The sequence below is a fragment of the Micromonospora lupini str. Lupac 08 genome, from assembly GCF_000297395.2.
Classification (GTDB): Bacteria; Actinomycetota; Actinomycetes; order Mycobacteriales; family Micromonosporaceae; genus Micromonospora; species Micromonospora lupini.
Window position 1 is genome coordinate 2,409,261 of sequence record NZ_HF570108.1, and the last position, 13,950, is coordinate 2,423,210.

16 protein-coding genes are annotated in these 13,950 nt (G+C 72.9%); 10 read left to right on the plus strand and 6 right to left on the minus strand.

The window, feature by feature from the left end:
• Positions 1-28: 28 nt before the first annotated feature.
• Positions 29-730: a tRNA (guanosine(46)-N7)-methyltransferase TrmB gene (trmB, locus tag MILUP08_RS12140; protein ID WP_039905859.1), complete on the minus strand. Its 702-nt coding sequence runs from the start codon at positions 728-730 to the stop codon at positions 29-31.
• Between the two features lie 130 nt (positions 731-860).
• Between trmB and MILUP08_RS12145 the strand changes: the two genes are divergently transcribed.
• Together MILUP08_RS12145 and MILUP08_RS12150 are read left to right on the plus strand one after the other, a co-directional pair.
• Positions 861-1,586: a hypothetical protein gene (locus MILUP08_RS12145; protein WP_039905861.1), complete on the plus strand. Its 726-nt coding sequence runs from the start codon at positions 861-863 to the stop codon at positions 1,584-1,586.
• 304 nt (positions 1,587-1,890) lie between these two features.
• Entirely contained in the window at positions 1,891-2,556 is a 666-nt protein-coding gene (locus MILUP08_RS12150; RefSeq protein WP_039905863.1) for a class F sortase, read from the plus strand.
• A gap of 146 nt (positions 2,557-2,702) precedes the next feature.
• Here the strand turns inward: MILUP08_RS12150 and MILUP08_RS12155 are convergent, their stop codons facing one another.
• The 4 genes from MILUP08_RS12155 to MILUP08_RS12170 form a co-directional block, all read right to left on the minus strand.
• Complete coding sequence (locus MILUP08_RS12155; RefSeq protein WP_007457982.1) at positions 2,703-3,578, minus strand: alpha/beta fold hydrolase; 876 nt, start codon at positions 3,576-3,578, stop codon at positions 2,703-2,705.
• Between the two features lie 272 nt (positions 3,579-3,850).
• Positions 3,851-4,168: an antibiotic biosynthesis monooxygenase family protein gene (locus tag MILUP08_RS12160; protein WP_007457983.1), complete on the minus strand. Its 318-nt coding sequence runs from the start codon at positions 4,166-4,168 to the stop codon at positions 3,851-3,853.
• A 28-nt stretch (positions 4,169-4,196) separates the two neighbouring features.
• Positions 4,197-4,994 (minus strand): exodeoxyribonuclease III, encoded by a 798-nt coding sequence (locus MILUP08_RS12165; RefSeq protein WP_007457984.1) that lies wholly within the window; start codon positions 4,992-4,994, stop codon positions 4,197-4,199.
• Positions 4,995-5,031: 37 nt separating this feature from the next.
• The gene (locus MILUP08_RS12170) at positions 5,032-5,952 is read right to left on the minus strand and encodes a proteasome assembly chaperone family protein (protein WP_007457985.1); all 921 of its coding nucleotides are present in this window, start codon (positions 5,950-5,952) and stop codon (positions 5,032-5,034) included.
• Positions 5,953-6,353: 401 nt separating this feature from the next.
• Between MILUP08_RS12170 and MILUP08_RS12175 the strand changes: the two genes are divergently transcribed.
• The 3 genes from MILUP08_RS12175 (at position 6,354) to MILUP08_RS12180 (ending at position 8,255) form a co-directional block, all read left to right on the plus strand.
• On the plus strand, positions 6,354-7,199 hold the full coding sequence (locus MILUP08_RS12175; RefSeq protein WP_007457987.1) for a hypothetical protein: 846 nt from the start codon (positions 6,354-6,356) through the stop codon (positions 7,197-7,199).
• 106 nt (positions 7,200-7,305) lie between these two features.
• A complete protein-coding gene (locus MILUP08_RS35845; protein WP_007457988.1) occupies positions 7,306-7,452 on the plus strand; it encodes a hypothetical protein in 147 nt (48 codons plus the stop codon).
• A gap of 47 nt (positions 7,453-7,499) precedes the next feature.
• Positions 7,500-8,255 (plus strand): EcsC family protein, encoded by a 756-nt coding sequence (locus MILUP08_RS12180; protein WP_007457990.1) that lies wholly within the window; start codon positions 7,500-7,502, stop codon positions 8,253-8,255.
• A gap of 23 nt (positions 8,256-8,278) precedes the next feature.
• Here the strand turns inward: MILUP08_RS12180 and MILUP08_RS12185 are convergent, their stop codons facing one another.
• Complete coding sequence (locus MILUP08_RS12185) at positions 8,279-9,130, minus strand: GDSL-type esterase/lipase family protein (RefSeq protein WP_007457992.1); 852 nt, start codon at positions 9,128-9,130, stop codon at positions 8,279-8,281.
• Positions 9,131-9,317: 187 nt separating this feature from the next.
• Between MILUP08_RS12185 and MILUP08_RS12190 the strand changes: the two genes are divergently transcribed.
• The 5 genes from MILUP08_RS12190 to MILUP08_RS12210 are packed head-to-tail and all read left to right on the plus strand — an operon-like array spanning position 9,318 to position 13,894.
• On the plus strand, positions 9,318-9,581 hold the full coding sequence (locus tag MILUP08_RS12190) for a DUF6343 family protein (protein ID WP_007457994.1): 264 nt from the start codon (positions 9,318-9,320) through the stop codon (positions 9,579-9,581).
• Between the two features lie 12 nt (positions 9,582-9,593).
• Positions 9,594-11,009, plus strand: a complete 1,416-nt coding sequence (locus tag MILUP08_RS12195; protein ID WP_007457995.1) for an NADP-dependent succinic semialdehyde dehydrogenase — start codon at positions 9,594-9,596, stop codon at positions 11,007-11,009.
• A 52-nt stretch (positions 11,010-11,061) separates the two neighbouring features.
• Entirely contained in the window at positions 11,062-12,027 is a 966-nt protein-coding gene (locus MILUP08_RS12200; protein WP_007457997.1) for a TIGR03885 family FMN-dependent LLM class oxidoreductase, read from the plus strand.
• Between the two features lie 38 nt (positions 12,028-12,065).
• The gene (locus tag MILUP08_RS12205; RefSeq protein WP_007457999.1) at positions 12,066-13,640 is read left to right on the plus strand and encodes a Na+/H+ antiporter; all 1,575 of its coding nucleotides are present in this window, start codon (positions 12,066-12,068) and stop codon (positions 13,638-13,640) included.
• Positions 13,637-13,894: a UBP-type zinc finger domain-containing protein gene (locus MILUP08_RS12210; RefSeq protein ID WP_007458001.1), complete on the plus strand. Its 258-nt coding sequence runs from the start codon at positions 13,637-13,639 to the stop codon at positions 13,892-13,894. The genes MILUP08_RS12205 and MILUP08_RS12210 overlap by 4 nt, the downstream gene beginning before the upstream one ends.
• Positions 13,895-13,950: the final 56 nt, after the last annotated feature.

Sequence of the window (13,950 nt, forward strand, 5' to 3'; positions counted from 1 at the left end):
CCGCCGGGCACCCGTCCGGGCCGGCTCGTCACCGTCGGCGGTAGATCAGGTCGGCGACCGGCCGGCCGGCGGTGATCGCCCGCCGCTCGAACTTCGTCACCGGGCGGTGCGCCGGACGCGGCGCGATACCGCCGTACGCGTCGACCAGCCCCGGGTCCGCGTCCAGGGTCTCCCGCATCGCCTCGGCGTACTCGGCCCAGTCGGTCGCGCAGTGCAGCGTCCCGCCGGGGACCAGCCGGGAGCGCAGCAGCGCCACGTGCGCCGGCTGGATGATCCGCCGCTTGTGGTGGCGGGACTTCGGCCAGGGGTCGGGAAAGAAGATGTGTACGGCGTCCAGGACGCCCTCCGGCAGGCCGCTGACCAGCTCCAACGCGTCGCCCTGGGCCACCCGCACGTTGCCGAGGCCACCGCGGTCCGCCAGGTCGAGCAGGTTCGCGATTCCCGGCGTGTGCACCTCGACCGCCAGATAATCTCGATCCGGGTCGGCGGCGGCCATCACGGCGGTGCTGTCGCCCATGCCCGAGCCGATCTCCAGCACCACCGGGGCCCGGCGGCCGAACAGGGCGGCCAGGTCGACCGGCTCGCCCGACACGTCGAGGCCGTAGGACGACCAGAGCCGCTCCAGCGCATCGGTCTGGCGACCGCTCATCCGGCCCCGGCGGGGGTGGAAGGTGCGGATCGGCCGGCCCGCGGGCGGGACGGCGGCGGGGTCAGGGTCGGTGATGGTCACAGCGACCCGAGCGTACGCGACGTCGTCGGCGGATCGGATGTGATGTGCGACCGGGAATGAGAGGATCGATCTGGTACGGCAGGCCGGGCGGTCCGCTGCCCGGCGCGGTCCGACGGCGTCGAGAGGGGGCATCGTGGCAGTGACCCGCGGCGGCGTGACCCTGTCGGTGGTGACCGTGCTCGCCGGTCCCCTGCTGGCAGCCTCCCCCGCACACGCCGCGCCCGCGCCCGTCGCCCGCCCGCTCGTGCTCGTCGCGCCGGCGCCCGTCGCCGGCCCGCTCGTGTTCGCCGGGCCCGCGCCCGTCGCCGGCCCGCTCGTGTTCGCCGGGCCCGCGCCCGTCGCCGGCCCGCTCGTGTTCGCCGCGCCGGCGCCCGGGGGGCAGCCCGAGAGTCAGCCCGGCGGCAGCCAACCCCAGCCCGCTCCGGCGGTGGACGTCTTCGTCGAGGTGAGCCCCAGCACCGTGCAGCCCGGCTACCTGGTCGGCATCCGGGCCAGCTGTCGGGACAACTCGGTGGGCGCCACAGTCGTCTCCGACGCGTTCGGCGCCGTCGGCGTGCAACCGCAGCGCGGCGTGCTCACCGCCGCGCCGATGGTGCGCGAGCGCACCCGCCCCGGCAACTACCGGGTCAAGTTGGAGTGCCGCGACGGCGAGACCGCGTCGACAATGCTCCAGGTGGTCAAGAAGGTGCCGTCCCAGCCCAGTCGAGGCCCGGCCACCGGGTTCGGTGGCGGGGCCGGGGGGATGACCGGCAAGCTGCTGCTGCCCGGCGGCGCGGCGCTGACCATCACCGGGCTGATCCTCGCCGTGGTGGCGCTGCGTCGGCCACGTACCGTCCATGGCGTCACGCGCCGCTGAGCCCGCCATGGAGATCTTCCGCCCCACGCCACCGCCCGCCGGCTCCCGCCCGCCCAGGGGCTCCCGCCCGCCTCATGGTCAGTGGTCGCCGGACGACGCGGAGCCGACCGCCGGCTCCCGTCCGCCCGACGATGCGCGGCCGTCCGCCGGCTCGCGGGGCCCCGACGATGCATGGCCGTCCGGGGATTCGCGCCGGCCCGACAACTCCCGGCAGGCCGCTGGGTCCCGGCAGGCCGCCGACTCGCGGCCGGTCCGCGATTCACGTGCCACTGCCGACCGGCCATCGGGGGTCGCCCGGCCAGCGGTGGCCGCCCGTGCGCCGACCGCCGTCGCTCCCCGGCGCAGCCGTCCGTCGGGGCGTAGCCCCTGGTCGGTGCCGCTGGCCGTGGTGCTGGTGCTGCTGGGGGTCTTCGCCACCGGCGCGGGGTTGGGCCGCTCGGTCGGCCCGTTCGACTGGGCGCCTGCCGGCGGTGACCGCCCGGCCCGCAGCGAGACCGTCGGGTTGTCGGCCAGTCGCCCGGTACGGCTCACCGTCCCGGCGATCAAGGTGGAGGCGCCGGTGGCGCCCGTCGGGCAGGCACGCGACGGCTCGATCGCCGTACCGCCGCTGGAACGGCACAACGAGACCGGCTGGTACGACCGCGGGCCCACGCCCGGCGAGCCCGGCCCGGCGGTCATCGTCGGGCACGTCGACACCAAGAGCGGCCCGTCGGTCTTCTACGACCTGGGCAAGCTCAAGCCCGGCGACCTGATCGAGGTGGCCCGGGCGGACCGGTCGACGGTGGTCTTCAAGGTCGACACCGTCGAGCACTTCCCGAAGGACCGGCTGCCCGCCGAGCGGATCTATGGCCACGACGGCCCCGCCGGGCTGCGACTGATCACCTGCGGCGGCCAGTTCATCGGCGGCCGCACCGGCTATGCCGACAACGTGATCGCCTTCGCCACCCTCCAGTCGTCGCGCAAGCCCTGAGATTGACCGGGGCCCGCCGGCCCGCCGGCCCGCTCGGGGCGGTCGCTGGCGCTTGATCGACTCGGGATCCTTGAAGTCGCGGTGTCAGGCCGCCCCGGACACCCCGGTTTCGCCGAACCCGAGTGGATCAACGGCGAGGGCCGCCGTCAGCGCAGAAAATCCAGGAGGTGGCGGGTGGTCTCGTCGGGGGCCTCTTCCGGGATGAAGTGCCCGACCGGGACGGGCGCGCCACGGACGTCGTCGGCCCACTGCCGCCAGATCGCGATCGGGTCGTCGTAGAGCTTCGCGACCTGACCCTCCTGGCTCCAGAGGAACAGCAGCGCGCAGGCGATCTTCCGGCTTCCGCGGTCCGCCTCGTCCTGCTGGTAGTCCAGCGTCGCCGCCGCGCGGAACTCCTCGCAGATCGCGTGGACGGTGGTCGGGTCGCTGAACTGCCTGACGTACGCCTTCCGGACCTCGGCCGGGAACGCGTCCTGCACCGTCGGCCAGGTTTCCAGCATGAAGTCGACGAGCACCTCGGGCGCCGCGGCGATGAACCGCTCGGGCACCGGCGCGGGCGCCGCCAGGAAGGACCAGACCCAGTAGGAGAGGCTGAACGCCTGGTTGGCGCGGTCGTAGACGTCCCCGATGGGCACGACGTCCAGGACGGCCAGCCGGGTGACGACGTCCGGCGCGTCGAGCGCGAGACGGTACGCGCAGCGGGCGCCGCGATCGTGGCCGACCAGGTGGAACCGGTCATGACCCAGGCCGCGCATCACCTCGACCTGGTCGCGGGCGATGGCGCGCATGCTGTACGGCTCATGGTCGGCGGTGCTCGGCGGTGTGCCGCTGTCACCCCAGCCGCGCAGGTCGGTGGCGACGACTGTGAAGTGCTCGGCGAGCCGGGGCGCCACCCGGTGCCACATGAGGTGCGTCTCGGGAATGCCGTGCAGGAGCAGAACGGGCGGTCCGCTGCCACCCCGGCGTCCGTGGATCGTCGCGCCGGACGTGGTGATGTCGAATTCCTCGAACCCGTCGAACACGGTCGAGATCCCCCGCGACTGGATGGATTGCCGGTGTCAATCTCTTGCCGGGGCACGACACCGGTGCTGAATGGCCGGACAGCCGCTACGCGTCGGCACAGAACGACGCTATCAGCGCGATCTGGCGCTCGCCGGGGTTCGGTTCAGGTGTCTGGAGTGCCGTGGTCGCCTGATCGACACGAGATCCTTGCGACCGGGGTGTCCCACGGCCTCGGACACCCCGGTTTCCAATGCGACGGAGTGGGTCGGACGCTGCGCGGACTGGCGGCCCGCTAAGGCTGGGGAACCTGTAGCGCGACCTCGAACTCCAGGAGGCTGGCGCCGCTGGAGACCGGTGGGCGGGGCTTGTCGCCCGGGGCGGCGGCGTGGGCCTCGCGCGACGGGCCGGAGGCCCAGGCCTGGTACGCCTCCTCGCTCTCCCACCTGGTGTAGACGAAGTAGCGGGTCTCGCCGGCCACCGGCCGGAGCAGTTCGAAGCCGAGGAAGCCGGGGGAGTTCTCCACCGCGCCGGCCCGTGCCGCGAACCGCTTCTCCAACTCGGCACCGGCGCCCGGCGGAACGTCGATTGCGTTGATCTTCACGACTGCCATCTGCCCACCCTAGCCAGCGACGGCCGGCTCAGAACGCCTCGACCGCCGGGACGAGGTCCGCGTCGACGACGATCGGGGCGTGATCGGAGGGGCCCTTGCCCTTGCGGGCCTCCCGGTCCACGTACGCCGAGCGGACCGCCCGGGTGAACGGCGCGGAGGCGTACACCAGGTCGATCCGCATGCCCTTGTTCTGGTGGAACATCCCGGCCCGGTAGTCCCAGTAGGTGAACGGGTGCGGGCCCTTCATCGGGGTTGGCACCACGTCGGCGAGCCCGAGGTCGCGCAGCGCGGCCAGGGCGGCCCGCTCGGCCGGGGTGACGTGCGTGGAGTGGGTGAAGACCGCCGGGTCCCAGACGTCGGCGTCGGTCGGGGCGACGTTGAAGTCGCCGCAGACGGCCAGGGGCAGACCGCCGGCCAGTTCCGCCTCCAGCACGTCGCGCAGCGCCGCGAACCAGGCCAGCTTGTACGCGTAGTGCGGGTCGTCCGGCGTCCGGCCGTTGGGCACGTACACCGACCAGACCCGCAGCCCGTCGCAGGTGGCGGAGATCGCGCGGGCCTCCGGCGCGGGGAAGCCCGGCTCGCCCGCGAATCCGACGCGCACGTCGTCCAGGCCGACCCGGGACAGGATCGCCACCCCGTTCCAGCGGCCGTCGCTGTGGCTGGCCACGGTGTAGCCCAGCTCGCCCACCTCGGCCACCGGGAAGGCGCCGTCCGGGCACTTCGTCTCCTGCAGGCAGACGACGTCGGGCCCGGTGCCGGCCAGCCACTCCAACAGCCGGGGCAGCCGGGCCTTCACCGAGTTCACGTTCCAGGTCGCCAGGCGCATGCCTCCACCCTGCCGCATCCGCGCCCGTGTCGCCGGGTCAGCTGCCCGGGGTGTCGCCGGGACGGGTCTGTTCGGCCAGGAACCGTTCCAGCTCGGCGCCGAGTTCGTCGGCGGTGGGCAGCGGACCGGCGTCGGGGGCGAGCAGGTTCCGCTCGCCGCGACCCCGGGCGAACGCGTCGTACTGCTCCTCCAGGGCCTGGACCAGGGCGGCGGCGTCCTCGGTCTGGGCGACCTGCCTGTCGATCTCGACCCGGACCACCTCGGCGGCCGAGCGCAGGCCGTCGCCGGGCAGCAGCAGCCCCGTGCTGCGGGACACCGCGCTCAGCAGGACCTCGGCGGCGGCCGGGTACTCGGTCTGCGCCACGTAGTGCGGCACGTGCGCGGCGAACCCGAGCGCGTCGCGGCCCTGCTCGCCGAGGCGGAACTCAAGCAGGTGACCGACGCTGCCGGGCACCTGGACCCGTTGCAGCCACGGCTCGTACCCGCTGATCAGCTCCGGACGGGTGGCGTGGGCGGTCACGCCTGTCGGTCGGGTGTGGGGCACCGCCATCGGGATCGAGTTGAGCCCGACGGTGAGCCGTACGTCCAGGCGGGCGGCGAGCCCCGCGACGGCGGCGGTGAACCGCTCCCACTGCAGGTCCGGCTCGGGGCCGGTGAGCAGCAGGAAGGGAGTCTCATCGTCGTCGTGCAGGAGGTGCAGCTCCAGCTCGGGGGCGTCGAAGCTCTCCCAGTGGTCCTCGACGAAGGTCATGACCGGTCGCCGGGAGCGGTAGTCGAAGAGCTGGTCCACGTCGAAGGTGGCGATCGGCCGGCCCTCGAGCGAGGTGAGCAACTGCTCGCGGGCCAGCCGGCTGGCGTTGCCGGCGTCCACGAACCCGGTCAGGGCCTGGACCAGGACCGGTTGCCCGAGGTCGGGCAGATCGTCGGTGAGCTGATAGAGCTCGTGTGGGTCGAGCACCGGTGCGGACCTCCCTGGAATGTGCCTACTCGGATGGCGACGCGATGGACGGCACCCGATTCGGGCAACGTACCCGCCATCCTGGCGCATTCCTGCGTCGGGCGATCCGTCGGCCGCTGGCTGGGCGTGATCGGACGAACCACCCGATTACGCCGATCGGCCGATGGGCGGTTCGGCCCAAAGGCCGAGTTTGTCGATCATGTCGGTCCGCGCGGCCCGATGTCCGCCCGTGTCGCCGTCCGTGCCGGCCCACGTGCCGCGCCGGTTTTCTCCGGTACGCGAGGTCCGTTCCCCGGGCGGGTCGAGCCGTCCCGCTCGTCCACCCGGGGACCCCGATTCTGTGGCGAGGGCCACGTGATCACTGTGCGTGATCGGGGTTTCCGTCTGCCTAGCCTCGGCTGATGCGTGACGACGGCACCCTCGACGACCCGTACGCCCCGAGCAGCCCCACTACCGAAACGGAGGAAGGCACCTCAGCCGAACGGACAACCGCCGCGAGTCGGCTTCGGGCGTACGCCCGCGACCTCACCGGTCGACGCCGGGCCCAGGTGGCCCTCGCCACCGGCGTGGTGTGCTGCCTCGGTCTGGCCGCCGTCGTACAGGTCCAGGGCGACACCGCCGGCGCGGCGACGTCTGTCGACAGCAACGCCGAGCTGGCGCAGCGCGCCGAACAGCAGAGCGCGTCCCGCTCTCTCGACCGCGCCGCCACTGCCTCCGCCACGCCGTCCGCCTCCGCGACCTCCGCCGACCCGGACACCACCGCGCGTGCCCGCAAGGTCGTCCCGGCGCGGCCGACCGACCCGGCGCCGGTCGCCGGACTGGACGACGACCAGATGGAGAACGCCGAGGCGATCGTCCGCGCCGGACGCAAGATGGGCGTCCCGCGCCGTGGCCTGGTGATCGCGGTGGCGACCGCCATGCAGGAGAGCAACCTCTACAACGTCGCCAGCGGCGTCCTGCCCGAGTCGCAGGACTACCCGCACCAGGGCGTCGGCTGGGACCACGACTCGGTCGGGCTGTTCCAGCAGCGCTCCAGCAGCGGTTGGGGCCCGGTCGGCCGGCTGATGGACCCCGAGTTCGCCACCCGGCAGTTCCTCACCGCGCTCGAGCAGGTGCCCGGCTGGCAGCAGATGCGGCTCACCGACGCCGCGCAGGCGGTGCAGGTCTCCGCGTACCCCGAGCACTACCAGCAGCACGAGTGGCGGGCCACCAGGGTCGTCGACGCCATCGTGCCGGCCGGGCGGTAACCTACCGACCACTGTGGACGGTGAGGGTTGAGCCTGTCGCGTCCCGGGTACATCCGTTGCGGGTTCGGGGTACACATGACTGAGGGACCACCGACAGGAGGACGTTATGTCTTTGATGCAGCGGATCAGCACGTTCCTGAGATCGCCGAAGGGCCAGCAGTTGGTGGACCGGGGTCGGCGCGAGCTGGCCAAGCCCGACAACCAGCAGAAGCTCAAGGGGTTGGCGGCACGGCTGTCCAACCGCCGTCGCTGACCGCGCCACCGGCCGTCCTACCCGTACCCACCCCCTGGGGAGACCCGGTGACCGACACCCCGCCCGCCGGCGGTCAACCCGCCGCACCCACGCCCGAGCCGTCGGCCGACCTGCCGGTCGCGCCGGCGGCCGCGCCCGAAGGCCCGCCGGCCCGACTCTGGGACCGGATGCGCGACGATCCGCAGTACGCCCCGGAGCACCTCGCCCTGGAGGCGGTCCGCCGGCTCGGGCCGGAGGCCGCCCAGTGGGCCGCCCGGGCCCGCAGCGAGCACCCCGGTGTCTCGTCGGACGTCCTGGCCGACCAGGCGGCCCGCAAGTTCGTCAACCTCGCCCGGCTGTCCGGAGCGGTCTCCGGAGCGGCCGGGCTGCCCGGCGCCGTCCTCGACGTCGGCGTGCTGGCCTGGACCCAGGCGCGCATGGTTCTGCACATCGCTGCCGCGTACGACGTCGACCCGCTGCACAGTGACCGGGCCACCGACCTGCTCGTGCTCCAGCGGGTGCACAAGGTCGCCGAGAGCGCCCGGCTGGCGCTCGGGGTGGCCGCCGGTCGGGAACGCGCCGACGCGCTCTTCGGCCTGGGCGGCCAGCGTCCGCTCGGCCGGGTCATGTTGCAGCTCGGCGTCCGGCTGGCCCAGATGGCCGGCGTGCGGGCGGCCAAACGACTCGTCGCCAAGATCGTGCCGGGTGCGGCGATCGTGCTCGGCACCTGGGCCAACTCCTCGGCCACCAAGGATCTGGCCGAGCGCTCGCGGGCGCTCTACCGCCGGCGTGGCACCGGTGTCCCGGAGCCCCGCCGCCCGTGACCACCGCCCCCGCGCGGGGCGGTTCAGTCGGCCAGGCCGGAGGAGCGCCAGGTCACCTCGGCCAGCCGGCCCTGGCCGGTGGCGTTGGGGTGGAACCAGTCCAGCGGGTTGAGCAGGTCGAGGGTGAAGCGGACCTTGTGCGCGGCGCCGCCGTCGTGCCGGCACCGTGAGCCGTACGCCCGGCAGGCCGCCACCAACTGCGCGTTGTACGCGTCGATGCGGTCCCGGACGGCGGCCCGGCGGGCCTTGTCGGCGGGCGCCGTCGACGTCGCGTTGGCCAGCAGGGCCGGGCAGATGCCCCGCCGCCAGGCGCGTGCCGCGCGCGCGTCGCCGTGCCCGACCTCCCAGAGCCGGTAGAGGTCTGGGATGCTCACCACCAGCACCCGGGCCTTCGGCCGGCCGGTGCGCAGCACCCGCAGACCCCTGTCGACGTCGGCCCGGAACTGGGCCACCGGGGTCATCGCGTCCACGCCGCCCCGGCAGATGTCGTTGGCGCCGATCAGCACGGTGACGTAGTCGGGCCGGTCGCGTACCGCTGCCTGGGCCTGGCCTTCGAGGGCGTCGGCGCGGGCCCCGGGCCGGGCGTGGTTGTACGCCCGACCGCGGATCGCGGAACTCTGCTCCAGCAGCCGGCGGTAGTGGCTCTGCACCCGCAGGCCGTCCCCTGTCGACCAGGAGTTGCGCTCGCAGGAGGTGAGCACCAGGCAGGAGGCGAAGCCGGTGCTGATCGAGTCGCCGAGAGCGGCGATGCCGCCGGGTCCGCCGGACGCCGGAGGGCTCTTCGTGGGGCGGGGGGAGGCCGACGTGCCGCCCTCGCAGGCCAGCGCGACAAGCGCGGCGAGACAGGCCAGGGCGGCGACCCAGCGTCGAGGCATGGCATCCCCCGTCTCGCAGCACAGAGCGACAGCGCGGTAACTCTATGCGCTGGACGTGGTGCGGCGCGAAGTTGCTGTCGGGTATGCGGCCGAGTGCCGTCAAAGCTGCCGCCGGAGTGCTATAAGCGCCGCCAGCGCGGGGGACGGCTACCGGTTAACGACGCCGATCGGGGGTAGATCAGGCGGTATGACGAGATCGCAGCCCCGGCGCGCCCGTGGCACGGTCGGCCACGCGTACAGCGCGCTGAACCTCAGGCTCACCCTCGCCGGGTTCGGGTTGGTGATCATGGTGGTGTTCGCGGTGCTGGCGTTCTGGGCCGGGCTCGCCTGGCTCGGCGTGCTCTGCGCGATCTTCGCCGTGGTCGCCGTGGTCGATCTGGTCGTGATCCAGCGCCGCCGCGCCGCTCGCCGCCGCGAGGAGCCAGGCGTACGACACTCGCTGTTCGAGTGACAGGAGGACGAGATGCCCCACATCGCCACCACCAACCCCACCACCGGACAGGTGCTCAAGACCTATGAGGCGATGTCCACCGAGCAGCTCGACGCCGCCATCGAGCGCGCCGACCTCGCGTACCGGCAGTTGCGGGAGACGACAGTAGACAAGCGCGCCCGGTGGATGAACGCCGCCGCCGACCTGCTGGACGCCGAGCGCGACGAGATCGCCCGGATCATGACCACGGAGATGGGCAAGACGTTCGTCGCCGCACAGGCCGAGGTGACCAAGTGCGCCACGGCGGCCCGCTTCTACGCCGACCGGGCGCCGGGGTTCCTCGCCGACCAGCCGGCCGACGCCGCCGCCGTCAAGGCGACCCGGGCGTTCATCCGCTACCAGCCGATCGGCGTGGTGCTCGCGGTGATGCCGTGGAACTTCCCGCTCTGGCAGGTGATGCGCTTCGCCGCCCCGGCGCTGATGGCCGGCAACACCGGCCTGCTCAAGCACGCCTCGAACGTGCCGCAGACGGCACTGCTGCTGGAGGACGTGTTCCGTCGCGCCGGCTTCCCCGAAGGGGCGTTCACCACAGTGCTTGTCGGCTCGGACGCCGTCGAGCGGATCCTCGCCGATCCCCGGGTACGCGCCGCCACCCTCACCGGAAGTGAGGCGGCCGGGCGTTCCATCGCCCAGATCGCCGGCCGGGAGCTGAAGAAGACCGTGCTGGAGCTGGGCGGCAGCGACCCGTTCGTGGTGATGCCCTCGGCCGACGTGGATCGGGCCGCCGAGGTGGCCACCACCGCCCGCTGCCAGAACAACGGCCAGTCCTGCATCGCGGCGAAGCGGTTCATCGTGCACACCGACGTCTTCGACGCGTTCGCCGAGAAGTTCGCCGCGAACATGGCCGCGCTGCGCGTCGGCGACCCGATGGACCCGGACACCGACGTGGGCCCGCTGGCCAGTGAACGGGGTCGCGACGAGGTGCACGCTCAGGTGCGCGACGCGGCGGACCAGGGCGCGACAGTGCTCTGCGGCGGCGAGCTGCCGACCGGCGACGGCTGGTACTACCCGCCGACGGTGGTCACCGACCTGACGCCCGAGATGCGGATGTGGTCCGAGGAGGTCTTCGGCCCGGTGGCCGGCCTGTACCGGGTGTCCTCGTACTCCGAGGCGATCGAGGTCGCCAACGGCACCAGCTTCGGGCTCGGCTCGAACGCCTGGACCCGGGACACGGCCGAGCAGGAGCGCTTCGCCACCGACCTGGACGCCGGCAACGTCTTCATCAACGGGATGACCACCTCCTATCCGGAGCTGCCGTTCGGCGGTGTGAAGAACTCCGGCTACGGGCGGGAACTGTCCGAACTGGGCATGCGGGAGTTCTGCAACACCAAGACCGTCTGGGTGGGTGAGGGCGCGGCCTCCGCCGGCGCCGGCGCGCACGCCGAGTAGCTTCCGAAGCGGTACGCATCAGCGAACGACGTCATGGGTAGGAAGTGCGCCCATGACGTCGTTCGGATTCCACGCCTCCCACGAGCAGATCCCTCCCCGCGCGTTGCTGGAGGCGGTGATGCACGCCGAGCGGGCCGGCTTCGACGCCGCCATGTGCTCCGACCACTTCTCCCCGTGGAGCGCCCGGCAGGGTGAGTCCGGCTTCGCCTGGTCCTGGCTGGGTGCCGCGTTGCAGGCCACCGGCATGTCGTTCGGCGTCGTCAACGCCCCCGGTCAGCGCTACCACCCGGCGATCATCGCCCAGGCGATCGGCACCCTCGGCGCGATGTACCCGGGCCGGTTCTGGGCGGCGCTGGGCACCGGCGAGGCCAGCAACGAGCACATCACCGGCGACCCTTGGCCGCGCAAGGACGTCCGCACCGCCCGGCTGCGCGAGTGCGTGGACGTGATCCGGGCGCTGCTGGCCGGCGAGGAGGTCAGCCACGACGGTCTGGTCCGGGTCGACCGGGCCCGGCTGTGGACCCGCCCCGAAGAGCCGCCCGCGCTCGTCGGCGCCGCCGTCAGCGTGGCCACCGCCCGCTGGTGCGCCGAGTGGGCCGACGGGCTGATCACCGTGAACGCTCCGGTGGCCCACCTGCGAGAGATGATCGACGCGTACCGGGACGCCGGCGGGCGCGGCCCACTGCACCTCCAGGTGCACGTCTCCTGGGCGCCGGAGCAGGCGCAGGCCGAGGCGCTCGCGTACGACCAGTGGCGCAGCAACGTCTTCGCCCCTCCGGTCTGCTGGGACCTGGAGACCGTCGAGCACTTCGACGTGGTCTCGGCCGACGTGCCGCCCGAGCGGATCGCGCAGGTGGTGAACGTCTCGGCCGACCTGGGCCGGCACGTCGGCTGGTTGGAGGAGTACGCGGCGCTCGGCTTCGACCAGATCGCCCTGCACCACGTGGGGCAGGAGCAGCGCGGGTTCATCGACGCGTTCGGCGCCGAGGTGCTGCCGAAGCTGCGGCCGACCGGCTGATCAGGGTCCGGTCTGTCGCACCCCTAGGCTCGTACCCCATGGAAAGCCTGTTTCCGGTCGTCGTCTTCCTGGCGATCGCCACCCTCGGCGCCGCGCTCGCCCGCCGGCTCGGCCTGCTCGCGCCGATCGTGCTGGTCGTGCTCGGCCTGGCGCTCTCCTTCGTGCCCGGCGTCCCGCACGTCGAGCTCGACCCGGAGTTGGTGCTTGTCGGCATCCTGCCGCCGCTGCTCTACGTCGCCGCGCTGGAGACGTCGGTGCCGGCGTTCAAGAACAACATTCGGCCCATCCTGCTGCTCGCGGTCGGCCTGGTGCTCTTCACCGCGTTCGTGGTCGGGTTCGTGCTGCACCTGCTGCTGCCGCAGGTGCCGTTCGCGATCTGCCTGGCCCTCGGCGCGGTGGTCGCGCCGCCGGACGCGGTGGCCGCCACGGCGGTCGCGCGTCGGGTCGGACTGCCCCGCCGGGTGGTCACCATCCTGGAGGGGGAGAGCCTGGTCAACGACGCCACCGCGCTGGTGCTGCTGCGGGTCGCCACCATGGCCACCGCCGGCTCGGCGGTCGGCGCCGCGGACGTCAGCCTTCAGGTGCTGCGGGCCACCGGCGGCGGCATCCTGATCGGCGCGCTCGGCGCGGTGGTCTTCGGCTTCCTGCACCGACGGATCACCGACCCGCTGCTGGACAACGCGCTGTCGTTGATCATCCCGTTCGCGGTGGTGTTCGCCGCCGAGGCGGTGCACTCCTCCGGCGTGGTCGCGGTGGTGGTCACCGGGCTGGCGCTCGGCCACAAGCTGTCCCAACTGCTCTCGGCAGCCTCCCGGTTGCAGGTCGGCGCGTTCTGGCGGCTGGTCCGGTTCCTGCTGGAGGGACTGGTCTTCCTGCTGGTCGGGCTGCAGCTGCGGGAGGTGGTGCGCGACCTCGACGAGCCGGCCGGCTCGCTCGTCCTCATCACCGTCGCGGTGCTCGCCACCGTCTTCCTGACCCGTTTCGTCTGGCTCTTCCCGGCCACCTACCTGGCTCGGCTGGTACCCCGGATCCGTCGCCGCGACCCGGCCCCGTCGCCGAAGTTCCCGGTCGTCATCGGGTGGGCCGGGATGCGGGGCGTGGTGACGCTCGCCGCCGCCCTGGCCCTGCCGCTGACCCTGGCCGACGACGAGCCGTACCCCCGGGCCCTGTTCATCTGGTTGGCCTTCGCGGTGATCGTGGTCACGCTCGTCGGTCAGGGCGCCACGCTGCCGTTGGTGGCCCGTCGCCTGAAACTGCCCCAGGACGACCCGGTACAGGACGCCCTGTCGGCCGCCGGGGTGCAGCAGCAGGCCAGCAAGGCCGCGCGGGACCGGCTGGAGGAGTTGGCCGAGGGCGCGCCCCCGCCGGTGGTGGACCGGCTGCGCCGGGTGGTGGAGGACCGCACCAACATGGCGTGGGAACGGCTCGGTGGGAACGAGCGGGAAACCCCGTCGCAGGCGTACGGTCGGCTCCGACAACAGATGATCGACGCCGAGCGGGACGTGTTCCGGGCCGCCCGGGACTCCGGTCGAATTCCTGAGGAGGTGCTGGTGCGGGCCTATCGTGACCTGGACCTGGAAGAGTCGTTGCTGCGGCAGGAGGTCGAGCAGTGAGCTGTCAGCACCTGACCGAGGCCGGCACCGCCGAGCCGCGCACCCCCGACGAGTGCGCCGACTGCGTGGCCATCGGCAACACGTACTGGGTGCACCTGCGTACCTGCCTGAGCTGCGGGCAGGTGGGCTGCTGCGACTCGTCGCCGAACCAGCACGCGAGCAAGCACTTCGCGGCCACCAGCCACCCGGTGATCCGTTCGGCCCAGCCGGGCGAGGACTGGCGCTGGTGCTTCGTCGACGAGGAGATCGGCTGACCGATCCCGGAGGGCGCTGGTCGGCCGATCGGTCCTGCCCGCGAGGCACGCCCGGG

What these genes read in the sequence shown, in the direction of transcription:
- MILUP08_RS12160 (WP_007457983.1), bottom strand. Translation starts at nt 4,168, where the DNA reads ATGGCAGTCGTGAAGATCAACGCAATCGACGTTCCGCCGGGCGCCGGT.
- MILUP08_RS12165 (WP_007457984.1), bottom strand. Translation starts at nt 4,994, where the DNA reads ATGCGCCTGGCGACCTGGAACGTGAACTCGGTGAAGGCCCGGCTGCCC.
- MILUP08_RS12175 (WP_007457987.1), top strand. Translation starts at nt 6,354, where the DNA reads ATGCGTGACGACGGCACCCTCGACGACCCGTACGCCCCGAGCAGCCCC.
- MILUP08_RS35845 (WP_007457988.1), top strand. Translation starts at nt 7,306, where the DNA reads ATGTCTTTGATGCAGCGGATCAGCACGTTCCTGAGATCGCCGAAGGGC.
- MILUP08_RS12185 (WP_007457992.1), bottom strand. Translation starts at nt 9,130, where the DNA reads ATGCCTCGACGCTGGGTCGCCGCCCTGGCCTGTCTCGCCGCGCTTGTC.
- MILUP08_RS12190 (WP_007457994.1), top strand. Translation starts at nt 9,318, where the DNA reads ATGACGAGATCGCAGCCCCGGCGCGCCCGTGGCACGGTCGGCCACGCG.
- MILUP08_RS12195 (WP_007457995.1), top strand. Translation starts at nt 9,594, where the DNA reads ATGCCCCACATCGCCACCACCAACCCCACCACCGGACAGGTGCTCAAG.
- MILUP08_RS12200 (WP_007457997.1), top strand. Translation starts at nt 11,062, where the DNA reads ATGACGTCGTTCGGATTCCACGCCTCCCACGAGCAGATCCCTCCCCGC.
- MILUP08_RS12205 (WP_007457999.1), top strand. Translation starts at nt 12,066, where the DNA reads ATGGAAAGCCTGTTTCCGGTCGTCGTCTTCCTGGCGATCGCCACCCTC.